The 17,683-nt window shown below is 54.8% G+C and carries 19 protein-coding genes; 8 read left to right on the top strand and 11 right to left on the bottom strand.

All coding sequences use genetic code 11. The features are described 5' to 3' along the window. Positions 1–71 precede the first annotated feature (71 nt). The gene (locus ACOSDM_RS16200) at positions 72–1,169 is read left to right on the top strand and encodes a TAXI family TRAP transporter solute-binding subunit (protein ID WP_420725595.1); all 1,098 of its coding nucleotides are present in this window, start codon (positions 72–74) and stop codon (positions 1,167–1,169) included. 50 nt (positions 1,170–1,219) lie between these two features. Here the strand turns inward: ACOSDM_RS16200 and ACOSDM_RS16195 are convergent, their stop codons facing one another. From ACOSDM_RS16195 to gmd, 4 genes are all read right to left on the bottom strand, one after another. Further along, on the bottom strand, positions 1,220–2,050 hold the full coding sequence (locus tag ACOSDM_RS16195; RefSeq protein ID WP_420725594.1) for a universal stress protein: 831 nt from the start codon (positions 2,048–2,050) through the stop codon (positions 1,220–1,222). Positions 2,051–2,159: 109 nt separating this feature from the next. Then, positions 2,160–3,536: an SLC13 family permease gene (locus tag ACOSDM_RS16190; RefSeq protein WP_420725593.1), complete on the bottom strand. Its 1,377-nt coding sequence runs from the start codon at positions 3,534–3,536 to the stop codon at positions 2,160–2,162. A 24-nt stretch (positions 3,537–3,560) separates the two neighbouring features. After that, positions 3,561–4,514 carry a GDP-L-fucose synthase family protein gene (locus tag ACOSDM_RS16185; RefSeq protein ID WP_420725592.1) on the bottom strand — a complete coding sequence of 318 codons (954 nt, stop codon included), beginning with the start codon at positions 4,512–4,514 and terminating at the stop codon, positions 3,561–3,563. Positions 4,515–4,519: 5 nt separating this feature from the next. After that, on the bottom strand, positions 4,520–5,560 hold the full coding sequence (gmd, locus tag ACOSDM_RS16180) for a GDP-mannose 4,6-dehydratase (RefSeq protein ID WP_420725591.1): 1,041 nt from the start codon (positions 5,558–5,560) through the stop codon (positions 4,520–4,522). Between the two features lie 244 nt (positions 5,561–5,804). Between gmd and ACOSDM_RS16175 the strand changes: the two genes are divergently transcribed. After that, the gene (locus tag ACOSDM_RS16175) at positions 5,805–6,146 is read left to right on the top strand and encodes a DOPA 4,5-dioxygenase family protein (protein WP_420725590.1); all 342 of its coding nucleotides are present in this window, start codon (positions 5,805–5,807) and stop codon (positions 6,144–6,146) included. A gap of 100 nt (positions 6,147–6,246) precedes the next feature. Here ACOSDM_RS16175 and ACOSDM_RS16170 read toward each other — a convergent pair whose 3' ends face one another. The 6 genes from ACOSDM_RS16170 to ACOSDM_RS16145 form a co-directional block, all read right to left on the bottom strand. Next, on the bottom strand, positions 6,247–6,855 hold the full coding sequence (locus ACOSDM_RS16170; protein ID WP_420725589.1) for a 2-hydroxychromene-2-carboxylate isomerase: 609 nt from the start codon (positions 6,853–6,855) through the stop codon (positions 6,247–6,249). Between the two features lie 35 nt (positions 6,856–6,890). Next, positions 6,891–7,550 carry an N-acetylmuramoyl-L-alanine amidase gene (locus ACOSDM_RS16165; protein WP_420725588.1) on the bottom strand — a complete coding sequence of 220 codons (660 nt, stop codon included), beginning with the start codon at positions 7,548–7,550 and terminating at the stop codon, positions 6,891–6,893. A gap of 22 nt (positions 7,551–7,572) precedes the next feature. Continuing rightward, positions 7,573–8,451 carry a DMT family transporter gene (locus ACOSDM_RS16160; protein ID WP_420725587.1) on the bottom strand — a complete coding sequence of 293 codons (879 nt, stop codon included), beginning with the start codon at positions 8,449–8,451 and terminating at the stop codon, positions 7,573–7,575. After that, the gene (locus ACOSDM_RS16155) at positions 8,448–9,185 is read right to left on the bottom strand and encodes a TerB family tellurite resistance protein (protein ID WP_420725586.1); all 738 of its coding nucleotides are present in this window, start codon (positions 9,183–9,185) and stop codon (positions 8,448–8,450) included. Before ACOSDM_RS16155 ends, ACOSDM_RS16160 begins: the two co-directional genes overlap by 4 nt. Positions 9,186–9,296: 111 nt before the next feature. Continuing rightward, complete coding sequence (locus tag ACOSDM_RS16150; RefSeq protein ID WP_420725585.1) at positions 9,297–10,076, bottom strand: DUF3750 domain-containing protein; 780 nt, start codon at positions 10,074–10,076, stop codon at positions 9,297–9,299. 72 nt (positions 10,077–10,148) lie between these two features. After that, positions 10,149–10,718, bottom strand: coding sequence for a hypothetical protein (locus tag ACOSDM_RS16145; RefSeq protein ID WP_420725584.1), 570 nt, complete (start codon positions 10,716–10,718; stop codon positions 10,149–10,151). Positions 10,719–10,932: 214 nt separating this feature from the next. Here ACOSDM_RS16145 and ACOSDM_RS16140 point away from each other — a divergent pair, with 214 nt between their 5' ends. The 3 genes from ACOSDM_RS16140 (at position 10,933) to ACOSDM_RS16130 (ending at position 13,494) form a co-directional block, all read left to right on the top strand. Continuing rightward, the gene (locus ACOSDM_RS16140) at positions 10,933–11,979 is read left to right on the top strand and encodes a division plane positioning ATPase MipZ (RefSeq protein WP_420725583.1); all 1,047 of its coding nucleotides are present in this window, start codon (positions 10,933–10,935) and stop codon (positions 11,977–11,979) included. A gap of 64 nt (positions 11,980–12,043) precedes the next feature. Next, a complete protein-coding gene (locus ACOSDM_RS16135; RefSeq protein ID WP_420725582.1) occupies positions 12,044–12,772 on the top strand; it encodes a VWA domain-containing protein in 729 nt (242 codons plus the stop codon). Further along, the gene (locus tag ACOSDM_RS16130) at positions 12,769–13,494 is read left to right on the top strand and encodes a DnaJ domain-containing protein (protein WP_420725581.1); all 726 of its coding nucleotides are present in this window, start codon (positions 12,769–12,771) and stop codon (positions 13,492–13,494) included. Before ACOSDM_RS16135 ends, ACOSDM_RS16130 begins: the two co-directional genes overlap by 4 nt. Here the strand turns inward: ACOSDM_RS16130 and ACOSDM_RS16125 are convergent. Beyond that, a complete protein-coding gene (locus ACOSDM_RS16125) occupies positions 13,491–13,721 on the bottom strand; it encodes a hypothetical protein (protein WP_420725580.1) in 231 nt (76 codons plus the stop codon). The genes ACOSDM_RS16130 and ACOSDM_RS16125 overlap by 4 nt on opposite strands. Before the next feature lie 269 nt (positions 13,722–13,990). Here ACOSDM_RS16125 and galU point away from each other — a divergent pair, with 269 nt between their 5' ends. From galU to pgmG, 3 genes are all read left to right on the top strand, one after another. Further along, positions 13,991–14,860 carry a UTP--glucose-1-phosphate uridylyltransferase GalU gene (gene galU / locus ACOSDM_RS16120; RefSeq protein ID WP_420725579.1) on the top strand — a complete coding sequence of 290 codons (870 nt, stop codon included), beginning with the start codon at positions 13,991–13,993 and terminating at the stop codon, positions 14,858–14,860. Between the two features lie 49 nt (positions 14,861–14,909). Further along, a complete protein-coding gene (locus ACOSDM_RS16115; RefSeq protein WP_420725578.1) occupies positions 14,910–16,226 on the top strand; it encodes a UDP-glucose dehydrogenase family protein in 1,317 nt (438 codons plus the stop codon). A 64-nt stretch (positions 16,227–16,290) separates the two neighbouring features. Beyond that, entirely contained in the window at positions 16,291–17,682 is a 1,392-nt protein-coding gene (gene pgmG / locus ACOSDM_RS16110) for a phosphoglucomutase/phosphomannomutase PgmG (RefSeq protein ID WP_420725577.1), read from the top strand. Position 17,683: the final 1 nt, after the last annotated feature.

Raw genomic sequence — 17,683 nt, 5'->3', positions numbered from 1 at the left:
CTAGCATATTGTTTGTCAGCTCATGCGAACGCATGATGCTTGTGTCCTGATCTCCCACGGTGGAATTGTAAATGACCCGTGAAAAGCCGCCATCGTCAACGGTCCTGGCCCAAACTCAGGAGTCTTTCGTTAGTGATAAGCCCAATCGACGCCGCATCCTCGCCACGAGCCTGGGGGGTGCTGTGGCGGGATTGTTGCTGCCAACTCCGTTTACCCCCCTATCGGCGCAGGATGAACGCCCCAGCCTTTCCTTTTTCCGGATCGGGACCGGCCCTTCAGCAGAGTCACTTTACAGCCTGGGGACCGCCATTTCAGCAGGGATCAGTCGTCCCCCCGGCAGCAGCCCGTGTGATGAAGGGGGCATCTGCGGTGTTCCCGGACTGATCGCGGTAGCCCAGACCCGCGCTGGGTCCATCCCCAATATTCGTGACATTCGCGATGGCGTTCTGGAATCAGCGCTGGTCCACGCAGATATGGCCTATTGGGCCTTTACCGGCGGTGGCCCCTTCGCGGACGAGGCCAGCGTTCCCGACCTGCGTGTAATCGCAGACCTGATCCCCGTCTCCCTGCATATTGTTGTTCGGGCCGATTCCGGTATCAACAGCATCCGGGACCTGAAAGGGCGCACCATATCCCTTGGCGCCAGAGGGGCCGGGACAGGCACAATCGTAAACACGCTGTTGCGCCTGAATGGCCTGAATCTCCAAGACATCAAACCGGTATATTTGCGCCCAGGCCCAGCCGCAGACCATTTGATCACCGGGGTTATTGACGCGTTCTTTGAAATGGGGGCAGCCCCTATCGAAGCCATTTCAGAGCTTCAACAGGAAGAGACCATAAAACTGTTGCCCATTGACAATGCAGCCCAGCAAACACTGAAGGGCTTCTTCCCATTCCTGTCCGCAGGAACCATCCCATCCCAAGTTTATCGCAAGATTGAAGAAATCACGACCGTGAAACTGGGTGTTAAATGGGTGGTTAAAGAAAAAATGGATGCTGTATTGATACAAAATATCACGCGCGCGCTGTGGCAAAGCAGCACGGCAGATTTATTCAATCACAACAATCCGGGTTTGACCTTCCCGACGGTAGAGGAAGGGCGCCCGAAAGGACGTGTTCCGGTCCATCCAGGTGCCCAAGCCTACTACGATACAATTCACAGCAGTTGATAGAAACTCTAGCGCATCATGCCTTCGCATAGGTTCACACAGGCTTTGTTCTAATGCGACATCAGAACGGGCACAGTCATTTCCTTCAGGATCGTGTGGGTCACGCCGCCCAGTATCGTTTCCCGCAAGCGGGAATGGCCATACGCTCCCATTACAATCAGATCCGCACCAAGATCAGACGCTTCATTCAGAACGACTGAGCCGACATCCACACCTTTTCCAGGGGAATGGCGCAGTTCCGCAGAAATGTTATGTGACGCCAGCAATCGCGCGGCGTCATCGGCTGATACAGCAGGATTCTTTTGGCTCTCCCCAACACTCAACACCGTCACTTTTGATGCTTCATTCAACAGGGGGATAGAATCTGACAGCGCCCGTGCAGCTTCGCGTGTATCGGTCCAGCACAACAGAACATGCCCGCCAATCGGCTTTTTCTTCCCGATATAGGGAATGATCAGAACCGGGCGACCGCTTTCCAGCACGACATTATCGGGAAGATCTTCAATTTCCACGAAATCCGTGTCCGGCTCGGACTGACCCAGAATGACCAGATCACAGCCCCGTGCTATGCGCGACAAGGCGCGGGTCGCATCCCCTTTTGCCATCACGAATTCGGATCGATCCGTCCAACCGGATGCCGCCACCAGTTTTTCGAAAGATACTTTTGCTGCTTCGACATAGCGGCGCTGTTCGTCTGCCATTGAAGCAATGACATCTGCTGGAATCTGTGCCGCAGCATAGGTTGGAATGCGCGGCTCTGCCTCTACAGCGCAACCAATCAGATGCGCATCCTGTGCTTCCGCCAGTTCCAGCGCGGCGGATAGCGCACGCTCAGAACGTTTGGATCCATCAAAATGAACCAAAATTCGCTTCACAGTCATATCATATCTCCTCGCATAACACTGATTATTGCCAAATCTTATGGCAGCATCCTATGCCTCCCACTTCGGGACCGCGTTGATGCAAATCAAGGCTGCAAAGAAAATGTGATTAAATCATACCCAGCAATCGCCACCACGCAAAAGTCAGGGGCAGAATGATCAGGACACTTAGAATACCAACCAGAACAACCAGTTTGGTGGCATCGATCAACCGGGCGCCGGTCATACCGATCGCCAATACCAGCGGGGGTGCCTGATAGGGTAAAATGGTTGTGGAATAGGACAGGACAACGCTGGCCAATACCGTTTGCAGCGGCAAACCAGAGGCGACATGCAACGGTTCGGCTAACGGAACCATAACTGCAGGCAGGCCCGGCATCGTGGATACAAGCGATGTCACGCCCCCCCCCAATGCCAATGAGAAGAAATTCTGCACCGCGGCCCCTGGAGCCAAAGGAAGAATATCGGCCATTGCCGTCCCCAACAGCGCCCCAAGACCACTATCAGCAATCAGGGCCCCCATGCCCAGAATACTGGCAACATAGATTGCAGGGGCAATATTGATCTGTTTGAACGCGTCCTTTGGCAATACGCCGACACCTGGCAGCAAACACAATACAGCCGCCACCAGCCCAATCCAGGCGGGTGAGATGCCATGCCAAATATCCGTCGACCATCCCAACAGGGCAAACAACAGAATAAAGGCCAATCGTCTTTCTTCAGCCGACAAGGGCGAAGACTGTTCCGTTTCTGTCTGTATTGTGACCGATTGACGAAACAGGAAGCAGCCAACCAGCCAAATCAGGATTGCTTTCCCAAACCCTAGCAAAGGAAAGTGCAGCAACATCCATTCGCCATATAGGGGGGCGACACCATAGATTTTCTCAACCGCACCGACATAGACCATGTTGGGGACGGTGGCTGGCAATATGCCGTTGGGAGGATTGAAGCAGGCAAACCCGACAACCAGCGCCACGCCGCTGCGCCCCAGTGACTTCTCCGCCAGACCATAGCGATCCGCCAGGGCCAGCGCGATGGGCATCAACAACACGATGCGACCCATGCTGGAGGGCATAAAGAAGGAAATAGCCATGGCAACAAAGATCAGCCCCGCGATCAAGCCGGTATAATTGGCTGGAAACAACCGCGCCAGGGCCCGGGCGATGCGGGCCCCAAGTCCGGTTTTATGGATTGCCAGACCAATCACCATGCCAGATACAACAAGCCAGAATGCCTTGCTGGCGAAACCGGTAAAGACCAGGTCCGCCGGGGCAATACTGAAAACCATGGCAAATGCGAAAAACAACAGCGCAGTCAAATGTTCTGCCACCGCGCCCGTTGCAAACAGGGTGATTGTCCCAGCCACCAGCCCCGCGACAGGCGCCACTGTTGGCCCCAACCCTAAGGGATCCAGCACACCGATAACAACTGCCCCCGCCAGGCCGAACCATGCTAAAATCGAAGTAGACGATACAGACCCTGACATGATCCCTAACTTTTCCCGAAAATTTTAATTCCCTAAGCGGGCATTGCTTGTTTGCGTAAACCAGCGATAGGTATCCTCCAACCCCTGTCGCAAGGACAAAGCGGGCTTCCATCCCAACCCTCGCAACCTGGAAGAATCCGCGAATTTCCGGGGTGTTCCATCGGGCTTTTCGGAATCAAAAATCAGATCCCCCTGAAAACCGACGACCTCACAGATCAGTCTGGTTAAATCAGCGATGGTGACCTCTTCCCCTGATCCGACATTGACCATCGAATAGGGCGTGTCATTTTCCAGACAATAGCGCGCGGCGGCTGCCATATCATCGACATGCAGAAATTCACGCAATGGCGTTCCCGTGCCCCAGACCGTCATGGTCCTGGCCCCCGCCAGTTTTGCTTCATGCGCCTTGCGCATCAGGGCCGGAATGACATGGCTTTTCTCAAGGTCAAAATTATCACCGGGCCCATACAGATTTGTCGCCATCAATGTGATGGAGGACAAACCATATTGCTTGGCATAAGCCTCACACATTTTAAGCCCGGCTATTTTCGCAATTGCATAGGCCTCGTTGGTTTCTTCCAGGGGACCGGTCAGCAAGTGATCTTCCTGGATCGGCTGGGGTGCAAATTTTGGATAGATGCAGGTCGACCCCAGATAAATCAGCTTGGCAACCGCCTGTTGGCGACACGCCTCAATGACATTGGTCTGAATGGCCAGGTTGTCATGAATGAAGGTTCCCGGAAAATCCCGATTGGCCACAATTCCGCCAACCATAGCCGCGGCGCAAACCACATAGCGAGGACGTTCCGCAGCGAAGAAATCCCGAACAGCCGATTGCTCTCTAAGGTCCAGTTCGGATGAGCGTTTGGTAATCAGATTGGTATAACCCGCCGCCTGCAGCGCGCGGACAATTGCCGATCCGACCAGACCGCGATGCCCGGCAACAAAAATGGAATCTGATAGACCGGGTTTCGTCACAGGCTTTATGCCCCAACCGGGCTGGGAACCGTATGACCAGCATCCAGCAAAACCTTTTCGCGACGCGCCAGGTCCATGTCGTTATCAACCATCATGGCAACGAGCTCCTGAAAACCGACCTTTGGCTCCCATCCCAATTCCTTTTTGATCTTGCTGGGATCCCCTAGAAGATAATCAACTTCCGTCGGGCGCAGATAGCGTGCGTCGAATTCAACATGTTTTTTGTAATCCAACCCGGCATAGCCAAAGGCTGCTTCCAGGAATTCCCGCACGGAATAGGCCTTGCCGGTCGCAACGACATAATCATCTGGCTTTTCCTGTTGCAGCATCAGCCACATGGCCTGGACATAATCACCGGCAAAACCCCAATCCCGTCTGGCGTCCAGATTGCCTAAGAATAACTTATCCTGCAGGCCAAGCTTGATGCGCCCAACCGCCCGGGTGATCTTCCGGGTCACAAAGGTTTCTCCCCGGCGTGGGCTTTCGTGATTGAACAGAATGCCATTGGCAACATACAGGCCGTATGCTTCCCGGTAATTCTTACAGAACCAGAATCCCGCGACCTTTCCCACGGCATAGGGGCTGCGCGGATAGAATTCTGTCGCTTCGTTCTGCGGTGGATTTGCCGCGCCAAACATCTCAGAACTGCCCGCCTGATACAGCTTTGCAGATTTCTTGGCCGTGTGAATATAATCCCGCAAGGCTTCCAGCAGCCTTAAGGTTCCCGTCCCAACAACATCGGCTGTATATTCAGGCTGATCAAAACTGACCCGGACATGGCTTTGCGCGCCCAGATTATAAACCTCGTCTGGTTGAACATGTTCCAGGATCCGGCGCAGACCTGATCCGTCCGCCAGATCCCCGTAATGCAATTTCAAATGCAGATGGCTTTCATGGGGATCCTGATAGATATGATCAATCCGCTCCGTCGTGAACGTGGACGCCCGGCGCACGATGCCGTGGACCTCATATCCCTTTTTCAACAGAAACTCCGCCAGATAGGAACCGTCCTGACCGGTAATCCCCGTGATCAACGCTTTTTTCATTCGAAACACCTTGCTGGATAAATCAAATCCCGACAGACGCCCCTGTCCGGGACGAAGTATTTGTTTTTATAACACCATGCCAAATCACCCTATATGGACTCACGCGATTGCATCTGGTTTTGGCATCCTGATCTAGCTACGCGCCCCGCCCCGGACGGTCAAGGATTCGCGCAAGGTATGGCACCAAAGCGCAATTTAATGATACGCTGCGGCAATACAGCATTTTCTTATCAGAAAGTCCCCCATGCCAGAATTGAACGATATTCAGAACTATCATGCCCATGTCTATTACGATGCCGAAACCATTGATCAGGCCCGTGCCCTTTTGGTGGAAGCGCGCGATACATTCGGGTTGGAGATGGGGCGTATGCATGAGCGTTTGGTGGGGCCCCATCCCCGCTGGAGCTGCCAACTAACGGTGCCGGTGGAGACTTTCGCCACCGCCATCCCCTGGCTGAATTTAAAGCGCGCCGGGCTTACAATTTTCGTTCATCCCCAAACCGGAGACGATCTGTACGATCACCGGGACGCGGCGATCTGGCTGGGCGACAGCGTCCCTTTAAACATCGAAATGTTTTTACCCTAGAGCAAATTCGTCGGACCCGAACTCGTTACCGATGACTGTTTTGCGGAGAAAACATGGGGAAGAGCCTCATGCGCTCGCATGACGCTCTCAATGTATAAGCTCATGCGCTCGCATGATGCTCTAATGCATGTTCCAGCAATTCCAGGCGGTCCTGGCCCCAGAACCCCTCTCCCTTGTAGGAATACCAGGGCACGCCGAAACAACCCGCCTGCAGGGCCAATTCAGATTCCGCCACGCCCTTCGCTTTAATGGCATCGGTCTGAGCCTCCGCCACCAGGGCGTCCCCATTCAGGCCGGCCTCAGTGCCAATTTCCGCCAGCGTTGACCAGTCGGAAACATCACGGTCCTGCTGCCATACGGCCTTCATCACGGCATAGGACAAGCTGCCCAGATCAGCGCCCGCCTGCGCCGCAGCAAGAGCAAAACCAAGAGACGGGCGATCATCCACCGGGAAAAACTTTGGTTCAAAGTTGATTGGCATGTCCAGATATTTCGACCAGCGTTTCAGCTCCACCATCCGGTACGCGCGGCGTTCGGGCGGGCGCTTTGCCAGGGGAAGACCGCCTGTCTTGGGAAACACTTCCGCAACGGTGATGGGGTGAAAGTTAATCAATACGCCCCGACGTTGCGCCAATGACAAAAAGCGCGGATGCCCGAAAAATGCCCAGGGGGATACATGGCTGTAAAAATAATCAATCTCTTGGGGCATGTCGGCTCCTCCTGTTGGTGTATTTCAGGCTGTTTCTAAGACAAGTCGGCCAGATAAGCAGCAGCAAGGCGTTGGCATGCCATATCGGGCTGACCATCTATCCTGTCGGGTCGAAAGCGTCGTTGAAATGCTGATATCCGATTCTCTGCCATGGGGTCATAGCCGATGCGGGTCAACAAGGAATCCAAGTGTTCCTGGGTATCGATACCAGCCTTTGGAAAGACCCCGATATCAGCTTCTGCCAATGCAGGCCAGGGAAACAGTTCACCAGGATCCAGCTTGCGATCCGGCGCAATATCGGAATGCCCGACAATGCCCGATGCAGGAATATTGTGTCGGTCTAGAATACCCTTCGCCAGATTAATCAAACTGTCAATCTGCGCCGTGGGAAAGGGTTGATACCCGAATTCATGCCCCAGATTCTGCAATTCAATCCCGATGGAGCGTGAATTCACATCCTTTTCCCCCCTCCACTGACTAAGACCCGCATGCCAGGCGCGCTTTTCTTCGGAAACAAGGTGATGGACATCCCCCGCTTCTGTAATCAGGTAATGGGCGCTGACCTCTGCTGCGGGGTCACACAATCTGGCCAAAGACTCCGCAGCGCTGCGCATCCCGGTATAATGTATGACGAGCATGCTTACCGTGTCGCCGTTGCGACGATCACCAAAATTCGGGGACGGTGTTTCGATCATCCGCATCCTGGTCTCAAACTCTCTAATGGGGCCGAACAGGAGCGATTTCGCCCCGCGCGGCCTGACGCAATGCGACGATGCCAACACCGACGATGATCAATCCACCGCCAATCACCATCTCCATTGTCATCGCCTCTCCCAGTGCCAGAACGCCACCGGCAACGCCGACGACAGGCAATAATAGTGTGAAAGGAATGACCCTGCTCAACGGATAGCGTTTGATCAGACCGTACCACAAACCATAGCCGACGATGACAACCAGAACCGATTGATACAGGACAGAGATCACCGCATTAACACTGATCATGCGCATCGCGTCCCATTGTCCGGTTTCGGTCGCCAAGGAAATCAGCAACAGCGGCGGCGTGGCGAACAGCGCCATCCAACCATTCAGGGCAAAGGGACCGATGGAGCCCAACTGCTTTGCCTGAACGGCCGCTACGGCCCAGGCAAATGTGCCACCGACCACCATCAGAATTGGCAACAGGGCACCGTCGAAGCGGGGTTCACCGGCTATGACGAAACATCCACCAAAGGCAATCGCGATACCCAGAACCCGCTTCCATCCCGGATAATCCCGAAACAGAACCGCCGATAATATCACCGCAAAGGGGGTGTTTAACTGGCTTAACAAGGCAACCGTGGATGCATCGATCAAGTGGATCGCGTTGAACATCAGGCCGAAATGGATAACGCCCAACATCATGGAATAGGCGATCAGCGCCTTACCTCGACCATGAGGCCATTTGATAAAAGGCACTAGAAACAGGGCAACGACGCCAAAGCGCAGCGCCATAAACAAAAAGGGCGGAATTTCCGCCACACCGATTTTAACGAAAACAAAATTAAGACCCCAGATCGTGACCACGAACAGGACAATGGCAAGATCAAAAGGTTTCATGCCCCCGCGGAACCCTTCCGCTTACGGATACGGTCATAGGCGGCGTTGATTTTGGCCAGACGTTCATTGGCAACAGCAACGAATTCCTCCGGCATGCCTTTGGCAATCAGCTTGTCTGGATGATTTTCAACCACCAGCGCCCTGTGCGCCTTCTTGATTTCTTCCTCGCTGGCATCCCGGGACACGCCGAGTATTTGATACGGATCAGCCTGTTCGCCATCCAGCTGCAAGGCGGTCACACGTTCAAATTTCTGATCATCAAATCCGAAAATTTGTGCAACACGTTTCAGGAATTCCAATTCGCCCGGATGTATCACACCATCCGCCTTGGCAATATGGGCCAGGCACCATAACAGTTCTTCCAACACTTCCGGTGTGGATTGGAACATGCCGGCAACCTGTTCCGCGTAGGGTTCGAACCCCCTGGCATCCTGACGCGCCTGATTAAAGATGCGCGCGACATTCTTCATCTCGTCTTCAGGCACCTTGAAGACTTCCTTGAATGCCGTGACTTCATCTTCGGTCACCACGCCGTCGGCTTTCGCCATTTTGGCGCCCAGCACGATAACCGCAATGGTAAATCCGACAGAGCGTTTCGCGCGATCCGGGTCCACCTCGCCGTCATTGCGCATGCGGTCGACAAAATGGCCACCAACCGCACCCACCAACAGCCCAATAGGACCCCCCAGCGCCAAACCGGCGGCACCGCCAACAATCTTTCCCCAGATGCTCATCTATCCAAACCCAATCCTACGTCGAAATGCGGTTATGCAGTTATCCCCGCCCTGCCCCGAACCGGCAAGACAGAAGTGACAGGCCCAACTATACAGGACGCCGATTCCGCATCATTCCCGTCGCGGATCCGGTGCGGGGCCAACCCGCCCAATCCCAGGCAACTTCAAATTCATATCTTGTGGATCCAACCCGATTGTCAGCCCCAACAGATTCACTTCCGCCCCCTCATCCAGGGCCAGCGTCACACCCAACACACCCAACAGGCTGACCTGCGCACCAGTGCCGCTGGGTGTCCAATCCACCAGCCTGAACCCGCCCAGATAATCCTTGCCCACGGCATGGGGGGGCATTTCCAACTGCAACTGTGGTACTTCCCGCCCAATCCAGGCGATGAAGGTATTGCTGTTTGGCCCCGGCCACGCCGTATAGCTATCGGGATAGGGATAGCTGGCGACGGCGGCTTCCACCGCGTCGATCAATTCCGCCGCACGATCCCCGCGCAGGTCCAGAATCAGATCCGGTTTCGATCCATACCAATGCCGGTCCGGGGCCTCCCAACGGCTGATCACCTTGTTACCGGATCGCCATCCAATTACGTGATGAGTTTGATATTGCGCCGCATCGGGGCGTTTTGTAGCGATCCAGGTGTGCACAGCAAATGCCCCCCGCCAGCCAAATGTCCGCGCGGCATACACCTGAATGACAGCCTTGGGTTCTTGCGATGGTAATGGCGCAATACCTGCAGAATCAGACCGCGCCGACCGCCAGCTTTGGGCCAGCCGTGTATCATCAGCGACCAGCACTGTAGCGGGCCCGACCAGCAATACGCCCAGCACCATAATGATCAGAGTAACCGCCCGAAGCGGCCTTTGAATAAGCCATTTTTTCATAGTTCAAAGATCTATAGGGCCAGCATGGCAAAAACAGGGCAGAACAGTAATTAATTGCCCCTAATCAGGAATTTACCCATCAGGCGATAGCGCAGGGTCCCCTTCCTGGACGCGAATGGCACGCACAACGGTTTCAGCCTGTCCATCACTGAAAGACTCCCCCGCCGGGGCACAGTAATAGCCCAGAAGGTGGCGCGCCGGAATGTCACCGTCAGGGCTGTAGCCCTGAGCGAACGAAACACAGATATTAGGACCCATGGTAAAGCGTCGCCAAAGAACCGGCCCAACGGCATTCCGACTGGAATACAGGTCCTGAAACACCAGTTCCCTTTGCGCCAGAATATCCCAATTGCGGGTTGCCTCTTCCGGCGTTGGCGCATCGCCCATTGGGGCGCCATCCTTGTGGCGCAGTTCCAAAAGGGATGCGGATACATCGTTTCCAGGCGGGCCACGCCACGTACGACGTCGTTTCAACACGTCTGTTTCCCGGTCCCATTGTTCATCATAAAAGGATGCGCCATCGGTCAAGGTTGGCACGTCAATTTGCAGTAGAATCGGAATTGTCCCTTCCCGCATTTGGGCAATACGGGTCGCCTCGCTGGTGTCCAAAGGATTCCAGCCCAATTCGTCGCATGCGGCCAAAAGTCCGCAAATCCCGAAAAACAATAGTATTTTAGTCAAATATCTCATGGTACCATGAATCTTGTCGGATAGATTCCCTTGTGTCAAAGCGAAGCCGCGCTAAAACAAGGGGAACAGCGTGCATTGATTCCGACCTTTTTGGGGTTTAAGACGCTACGGTCGCACATTCTGACAGGGATACTGAGTGTGAAATCGGGCATGGGGGCATGGATTTATGGCATGGACGGGAAGAGAATGGGGATTCGGTCGGGCCTTTTTGCGCCAACCCCCGTCTGATCCTGGCGGGCATATCACCGCCTTTCCAAATCAAACCAAATCCAAAACCGCCACCCAGAATGTGACTGATAAGGACGCCATGCCAGAAAACGCCCCTGCAAACGCACAAGAACAGCCACATCCGTCTGGCACGAGCGAGTCATCAGAATCCGCCGACAACGCGTCGGACAAGTACGCCCATATCGTTGTCGTTGGCAATCAGAAGGGCGGCTCTGGCAAATCCACGACGACCATGCATGTCATCGCCTCGCTGCTGTCGACGGGTGCCAGTGTCGCCAGCATCGATTTGGATGCGCGTCAGGGAACCCTGACCCGTTACATCGAAAACCGGCGTAAATACGCGGAACGACGCGGTATTAATCTGGTAATGCCGACACATCGCCCCATTGAGCCATCCAGCGTTGCCTCAATTGACGTTGCACGCGCACATGATGCCCATTCTGTTGAAAAGGCCGTGCAGGACCTGGCCCCGCGCCACGATTACATCGTGATCGACACGCCAGGGACGGATAACTTCCTCAGCCGCGTTGGACATTCTTATTCCGATACGCTGATCACGCCCCTGAATGACAGTTTCATTGATCTGGATGTTCTGGCGATGATTGATCCGGAAACCTATGCCATGACCCGTCCCAGCAAATATGCGGAAATGGTGTTCCAGGTTAAAATGCAAAAAGCCCGCCGGGAAAAAAGCAATCGAACCTTTGATTGGGTCGTGATGCGCAACAGAACCGGTCAGCTGGAATCACGCAATCAGCGATCCATGGAAGAAGCCCTGACGAAGCTCAGTTCACGCATCGGGTTTCGCCAGGTACCCGGCTTTTCCGAACGTGTGATCTTTCGGGAGCTTTTCCTGGACGGCTTGACGCTGTTGGATCTGAAAACGCCCGGGACCGATATCCGCATGAATATGTCCCATCTGTCCGCCCGACAGGAAGTGCGCGATTTGATGGCAGCAATTGGTCTGGACCGGGAAGCACACTAGCCAGTTGGGCAACAAATCCAAGGCATAGGGTGACGAATGGCGCAAAAAGCCCATATATAAATCTATGAGCAAACTGCCACGCAATCATAACGCCACCCACGATGTCGACGCGTTCCTGGAAAAGGTCCGCCGCACCCCGGCTCCTGCCGTCCCATCCGGCAAGCGGGGCCGCCTGATTTTTGCGCTGGACGCGACGATGAGCCGCCAGCCAACCTGGGATGTCGCCTGCCAGATCCAGGGGGAGATGTTTGACGCAACCCGGGCAATCGGGGGCCTGGATGTTCAACTGGTCTATTTTCGAGGATTCGGGGAATGTAAGGCAGGCGCCTGGCAACCCGACGCCGCTGGCCTGGCCCGATTGATGAGTAAGGTTGCCTGTCACGCGGGAAAGACCCAAATCGGCAAGGTTCTGACCCATGTCAAAAAGCAGACGGATCAAGGCAAGGTTGGGGCCGTGGTCTATGTCGGCGATGCTTTCGAAGAAGACATTGACGATGTCTGCCATACAGCCGGAGAATTGGGCATTCTGGGGGTTCCCGTCTTTGTTTTCCAGGAAGGCGCGGATCCGATTGCCCAACGGGCCTTTCGTGAAATTGCCAGACTGACCAATGGCGCCTGGTGCCCTTTTGACCTGGCCAGCGCAGATCGGTTAAAGGCACTGCTATCCGCTGTTGCCGTTTATGCCGCAGGGGGCCTGAAGGCGCTGGAGGATTATGGCCGAACAGAGCGTGCCGGCGCGGCCACCGCCTTGCTGCAACAGCTTCAAGGGCCAAAAGGTAAGCCACCACGATGACATGGTTTCTGCTGGGCATTGTCGCCATGGTCGTCCTGTTCACAGCGTTGAATTGGGCGCGCAACGCCAATCCAAAGGATATCATTAAAACGATAAAATGGACCGCGATCGGCCTGGGTGGAGCAATCCTGCTGATCGTTCTGCTGACCAAGAATTTTCAGCTGATCTGGGGACTGGGCGTATTCCTGATCCCGTGGCTTATGCGCCTGAATGCACTGCGCCGCCTTTGGAAATCAATGAAAGGCCCATCCGGGGGGCAACGTTCTCATATTTCCGCCCCATTCTTTGATGTCTATCTGGACCATGATACCGGGGTCATGGACGGGCGCATCAAGGCAGGTCCGTTTGAAGGGGCGCTGTTGTCTGAATTATCGATGGCGGAAGGCCAACAGCTTTACACCCATATCGAAGCGTCCAACGATCCCAGGTCCTTGCAATTGCTGGAAGCCTTTCTGGACCGGGCGCATGGGACCGCCTGGCGTATGTCACAAGGGGAAAAGTCGGAAGAGAACACCGCCGGCTCCACCTCACAGAGGAATCATAGCGGCCAAATGTCGGTCGACGAGGCACTGAAATTGCTGGGCCTGAAGCCCGATGCGACGACCGATGAGATCAAGGCCGCGCATCGGCGCCTCATGAAACAGGTCCATCCGGATACCGGCGGCTCTGCCTATCTGGCCGCACGGGTCAACGAGGCGAAGGACATATTGCTGAACCGTTAAACCGGGTGGGTTGAACAGTTCATTTCCGCCGCATTGCCGGTTGGCTGCATAATCACATTTGAAATCGGATGGGGGCTGACCGACTGTGCATAGGCAGCCTTGTGCGTATCTAGTTGCCCCAGCAAACCAACGCCTGCAGCAATCAGGAAAACAGCGGATAAAACCAAACGGGACTGGCTGCGGGTTCGCGCCAAACTGACCGTGGTGTCGGTGCTCTTATTCATCATAACCTGTACTCCCCTAAGGAATGATTTAGCGTTTAAGTGATTCGATAAACGGTCGCGTAACAACCTTTGACCCTTTTACTACGCACCTGAAATTGGGCGAAAAAGGGGCAGCATCGCGGCAAATCGCTGTTCAATCATGGTTTGTCATGACCATTCAATGACAAGCAGGCCCGGAACGCACCCTTCCGCTTGCCCTTGGGCCATTGCCTATGGCAATACCCAACGGGACTTTCTCGCCTTTTCCTAAAAGGCTGCATGAGGAGCATTGAATGGTCGCGCGCATCAGAAAGGCAGTATTTCCCGTCGCCGGGTTGGGTACACGGTTTTTACCCGCGACCAAGGCGATGCCAAAAGAAATGCTGACCGTCGTTGACAAGCCGCTGATCCAATACGCCGTTGAAGAAGCCGTGGCGGCCGGGATCGAGGAATTCATCTTTGTCACCGGTCGCGGCAAGCAAGCAATGGAAGATCATTTCGACCTGTCCTATGAATTGAACGAGACACTGGACCGACGCGGCAAGACCGCCGAATTAGAACAGGTCAATGAATTCCTGCCGCCCCCTGGTGCGATCAAATATGTGCGCCAGCGTGAAGCATTGGGACTGGGCCATGCGATATGGTGCGCCCGCGATATGATTGGCGACGAACCTTTCGCGATTCTGTCGCCCGACGATCTGGTTTTGGGGGAGCCCCCCTGCCTGGCGCAACTGGTGCAGGCTTATAGCGAAACCGGTGGCAATGTGGTGGCCGTGATGGACGTGCCCCGCGATCAGACCGACCGCTATGGAATACTGGACACGCCAAATCCACAGGATCGACTGGCGGAAATCACGGGTCTGGTGGAAAAGCCAAAACCCGCTGATGCTCCCTCCACCCTGTCGATTATCGGTCGCTATATTCTGCACGGATCCGTATTTTCCCATTTGGACCGGCATGAAAAAGGTGCTGGCGGAGAGATACAGTTGACCGATGCCATGGCCCGAATGATTGGCACCCAGCCCTTTCATGGCCTACGTTTTCAGGGGGAACGATTTGATTGTGGTACCAAAGAAGGATGGCTGGCAGCCAATATAGCATTTTCCCTGGCCCGCGATGATCGTCGCGACCAGACCGAACAGATTTTAGCGCGTTATCGCTGAGGCGTGCGCGATCACACCAAACCATCCCAATCACGGGGAGAGATATGAAATGCAGATTGCAGTAATTGGGACCGGCTATGTCGGATTGGTGTCCGGCGCATGTTTTGCCGATCTTGGCCACACCGTTGTCTGCGTTGATATCAATCCGGAAAAAATCCGCAAGTTGGAAGCGGGCATTATCCCAATCTATGAACCGGGTTTAGATGCGATGGTCGCCCGCACTGTCGCGGCAGGAAACCTGTCTTTCACAACTGAAATCTCTGAAGCAGTCCCAGGCGCGGATGCTGCCTTTATCGCCGTTGGCACACCCCCGCGCCCTGAAGATGGCCATGCCGACATGCGCTATGTGCATGCCGCCGCAGAAGCCATCGCCGCAGCCATGACCGGTTATACCGTCATTGTTGATAAATCCACGGTTCCTGTCGGCACCTCGCGGGAGGTAACAAAGATTGTCAGCCGGATGCGCGATGCCACAGAATTTGATGTCGCATCCAATCCCGAATTTTTGCGGGAAGGGGCAGCAATCGGGGACTTTATGAATCCAGACCGGATTGTCGTTGGCATGCGATCCGACCGCGCCAGAGAGGTCATGGCAAATGTGTACAGGCCCATGACCGATCGCGGTATCCCCCTGTTGATGACGGACCCGGATTCCGCAGAGCTGATCAAATATGCCGCCAATGCATTCCTGGCGACCAAAATCGCCTTCATCAATGAAATCGCAGATATCTGTGAACGCACCGGCGCAAATGTCTATCAGGTTGCCCAGGGCATTGGCATGGATACCCGCATCGGGCCAAAATTCCTGATGCCGGGCCCTGGTTATGGCGGCAGTTGTTTTCCAAAAGATACGCTGGAACTGGTCGCTACCGCCCAGAAGTTTGAAACCCCCAGCCGGATTGTCGAAGCAGTCGTTGCGTCGAATGATGCCCGTAAACAAGGCATGGCCAGCCGTGTTGCGACCGCATTGGATGCGCCCGTAAAAGGCAAGCGCATTGCCGTTCTGGGCCTGACCTTCAAGGCGGAAACCGACGATATGCGGGAAAGCCCGGCAATCGACATCATAGCCAGCCTGCAGGCGGAAGGGGCGGACGTCGCTGTGCACGACCCAAAAGGGATGGATGTCGCAAAAACGCTTCTCAAGAATGTGAAATGGTCTGATAATGCCTATGATGCGATGAAAGGCGCGGAAGCCGTCGTCATCGTGACGGAGTGGAATGACTATAAAACAATGGATTTAAACCGTGCTAAAGAGGTTCTTGCCCGGCCAATAATGGTCGATCTGCGAAATCTCTTTGAGCCCCAAGAAATGCTGGAACTGGGTTTCCTGTATTCCAGCGTTGGGCGTGTGACGCCCGGCATGTAACAATAGGTGCATAATCTTGGGCGCGTAAGACTGGCGGTATCCAGTGGGGAAGGACGAAGTAAGTATGGGGCATCGTTTCGATCCCGAGATTTTACGGGAATATGATATCCGCGGGGTCGTTGGCCAGTCGCTTTCGGCGTCCGATGCATTGGCCCTGGGGCGCACAATGGGAACGATTGCCGTCGCAGGCAGTGGTCGCATCGCCGTTGTCGGCTTTGATGGACGGATGAGTTCCCCCATGCTGGAAGAGGAATTGTGCCGCGGTTTGGCCTCCTGTGGTCTGTATGTCTTGCGCATCGGTCTGGTGCCCACGCCCTGTCTGTATTTCGCTGCGAAAATGCTGAAGGCGTCTTTGGGTATCATGGTGACCGGATCCCATAACCCGCCAGAATATAACGGCTTTAAAATCGTCCTGAACGGGATGCCGTTTTATGGCGCAGAAATACAGCGCCTCCGGGACCTGTCCTATCGCGGTGTCTGGGCACGCGCCAAGGGCGCAATGGTCGAAACAGATACATTGGCTGCCTATACGACCCGTATTCTGTTGGGATTTGAGACCCAAAGATCCATGCGGGTCGGTTGGGATCCGGGCAATGGTGCGGCCTGCCCCGTCGTCTTGCGACTTGCGCATCGGTTACCGGGGGAGCATTTGCTGATCAATGAAACGGTCGATGGCACCTTCCCCGCGCATCATCCAGATCCAACCGTCGAAGCAAATCTGGCGCAGCTAAAGGATCTGGTGCTGACGGAAAAGCTGGATATGGGCCTGGCCTTTGATGGCGATGGCGACAGAATAGGGATTGTCGATGATAAGGGTCGCGCGATCTGGGGCGATCAGCTCTTGGCCCTGATGGCGCGCGAAGTCCTGAAAGAAATGCCAGGTGCCCCAATTCTGGCGGATGTAAAGGCCAGCCAGGTCTTGTTCGATGAGATTGAGCGTTTGGGCGGCAAACCGGTCATGTGCCCGACCGGCCATTCCATTATCAAGACAAAGATGCTGGAACATAAATCGCCCCTGGCCGGGGAAATGAGCGGTCACATCTTCTTTGCCGACAAATACTATGGCTATGACGATGCGCTGTATGCCGCCGTGCGTTTCATGGCGATGGTTGCCAATTCCGGTAAGAAAGCCAGCGAGCTGTTGGATGAATTGCCCAAAATGCTCAATACGCCAGAAGTGCGGATAGACGTGCCCGACGCGCGGAAATTTGCTGTCGTTGAAGAAGTCAAAGCCCGCCTGATTGAGGCTGGTGCCGTTGTCAATGACACGGACGGGGTCCGGGTATCAGATTTTGGGGGTTGGTGGCTGTTGCGTGCCTCCAACACACAACCGGCATTGGTTGCCCGCTGTGAGGGGCCAGACGAAAAGTCCCTGAAAAATTTGAAAGAACAGCTTCTTGCCCAACTGAAAATCAGTGGTATCAAAATTGATGATGCCAGTGATCTGGCCGCCTGAT

Source organism: Hwanghaeella sp. LZ110 (genome assembly GCF_048892525.1).
Classification (GTDB): domain Bacteria; phylum Pseudomonadota; class Alphaproteobacteria; order UBA8366; family Aestuariispiraceae; genus Pacificispira.
Note: the sequence above shows the minus strand (reverse complement) of the source record. Positions and strands in the feature narration are given on the sequence as shown.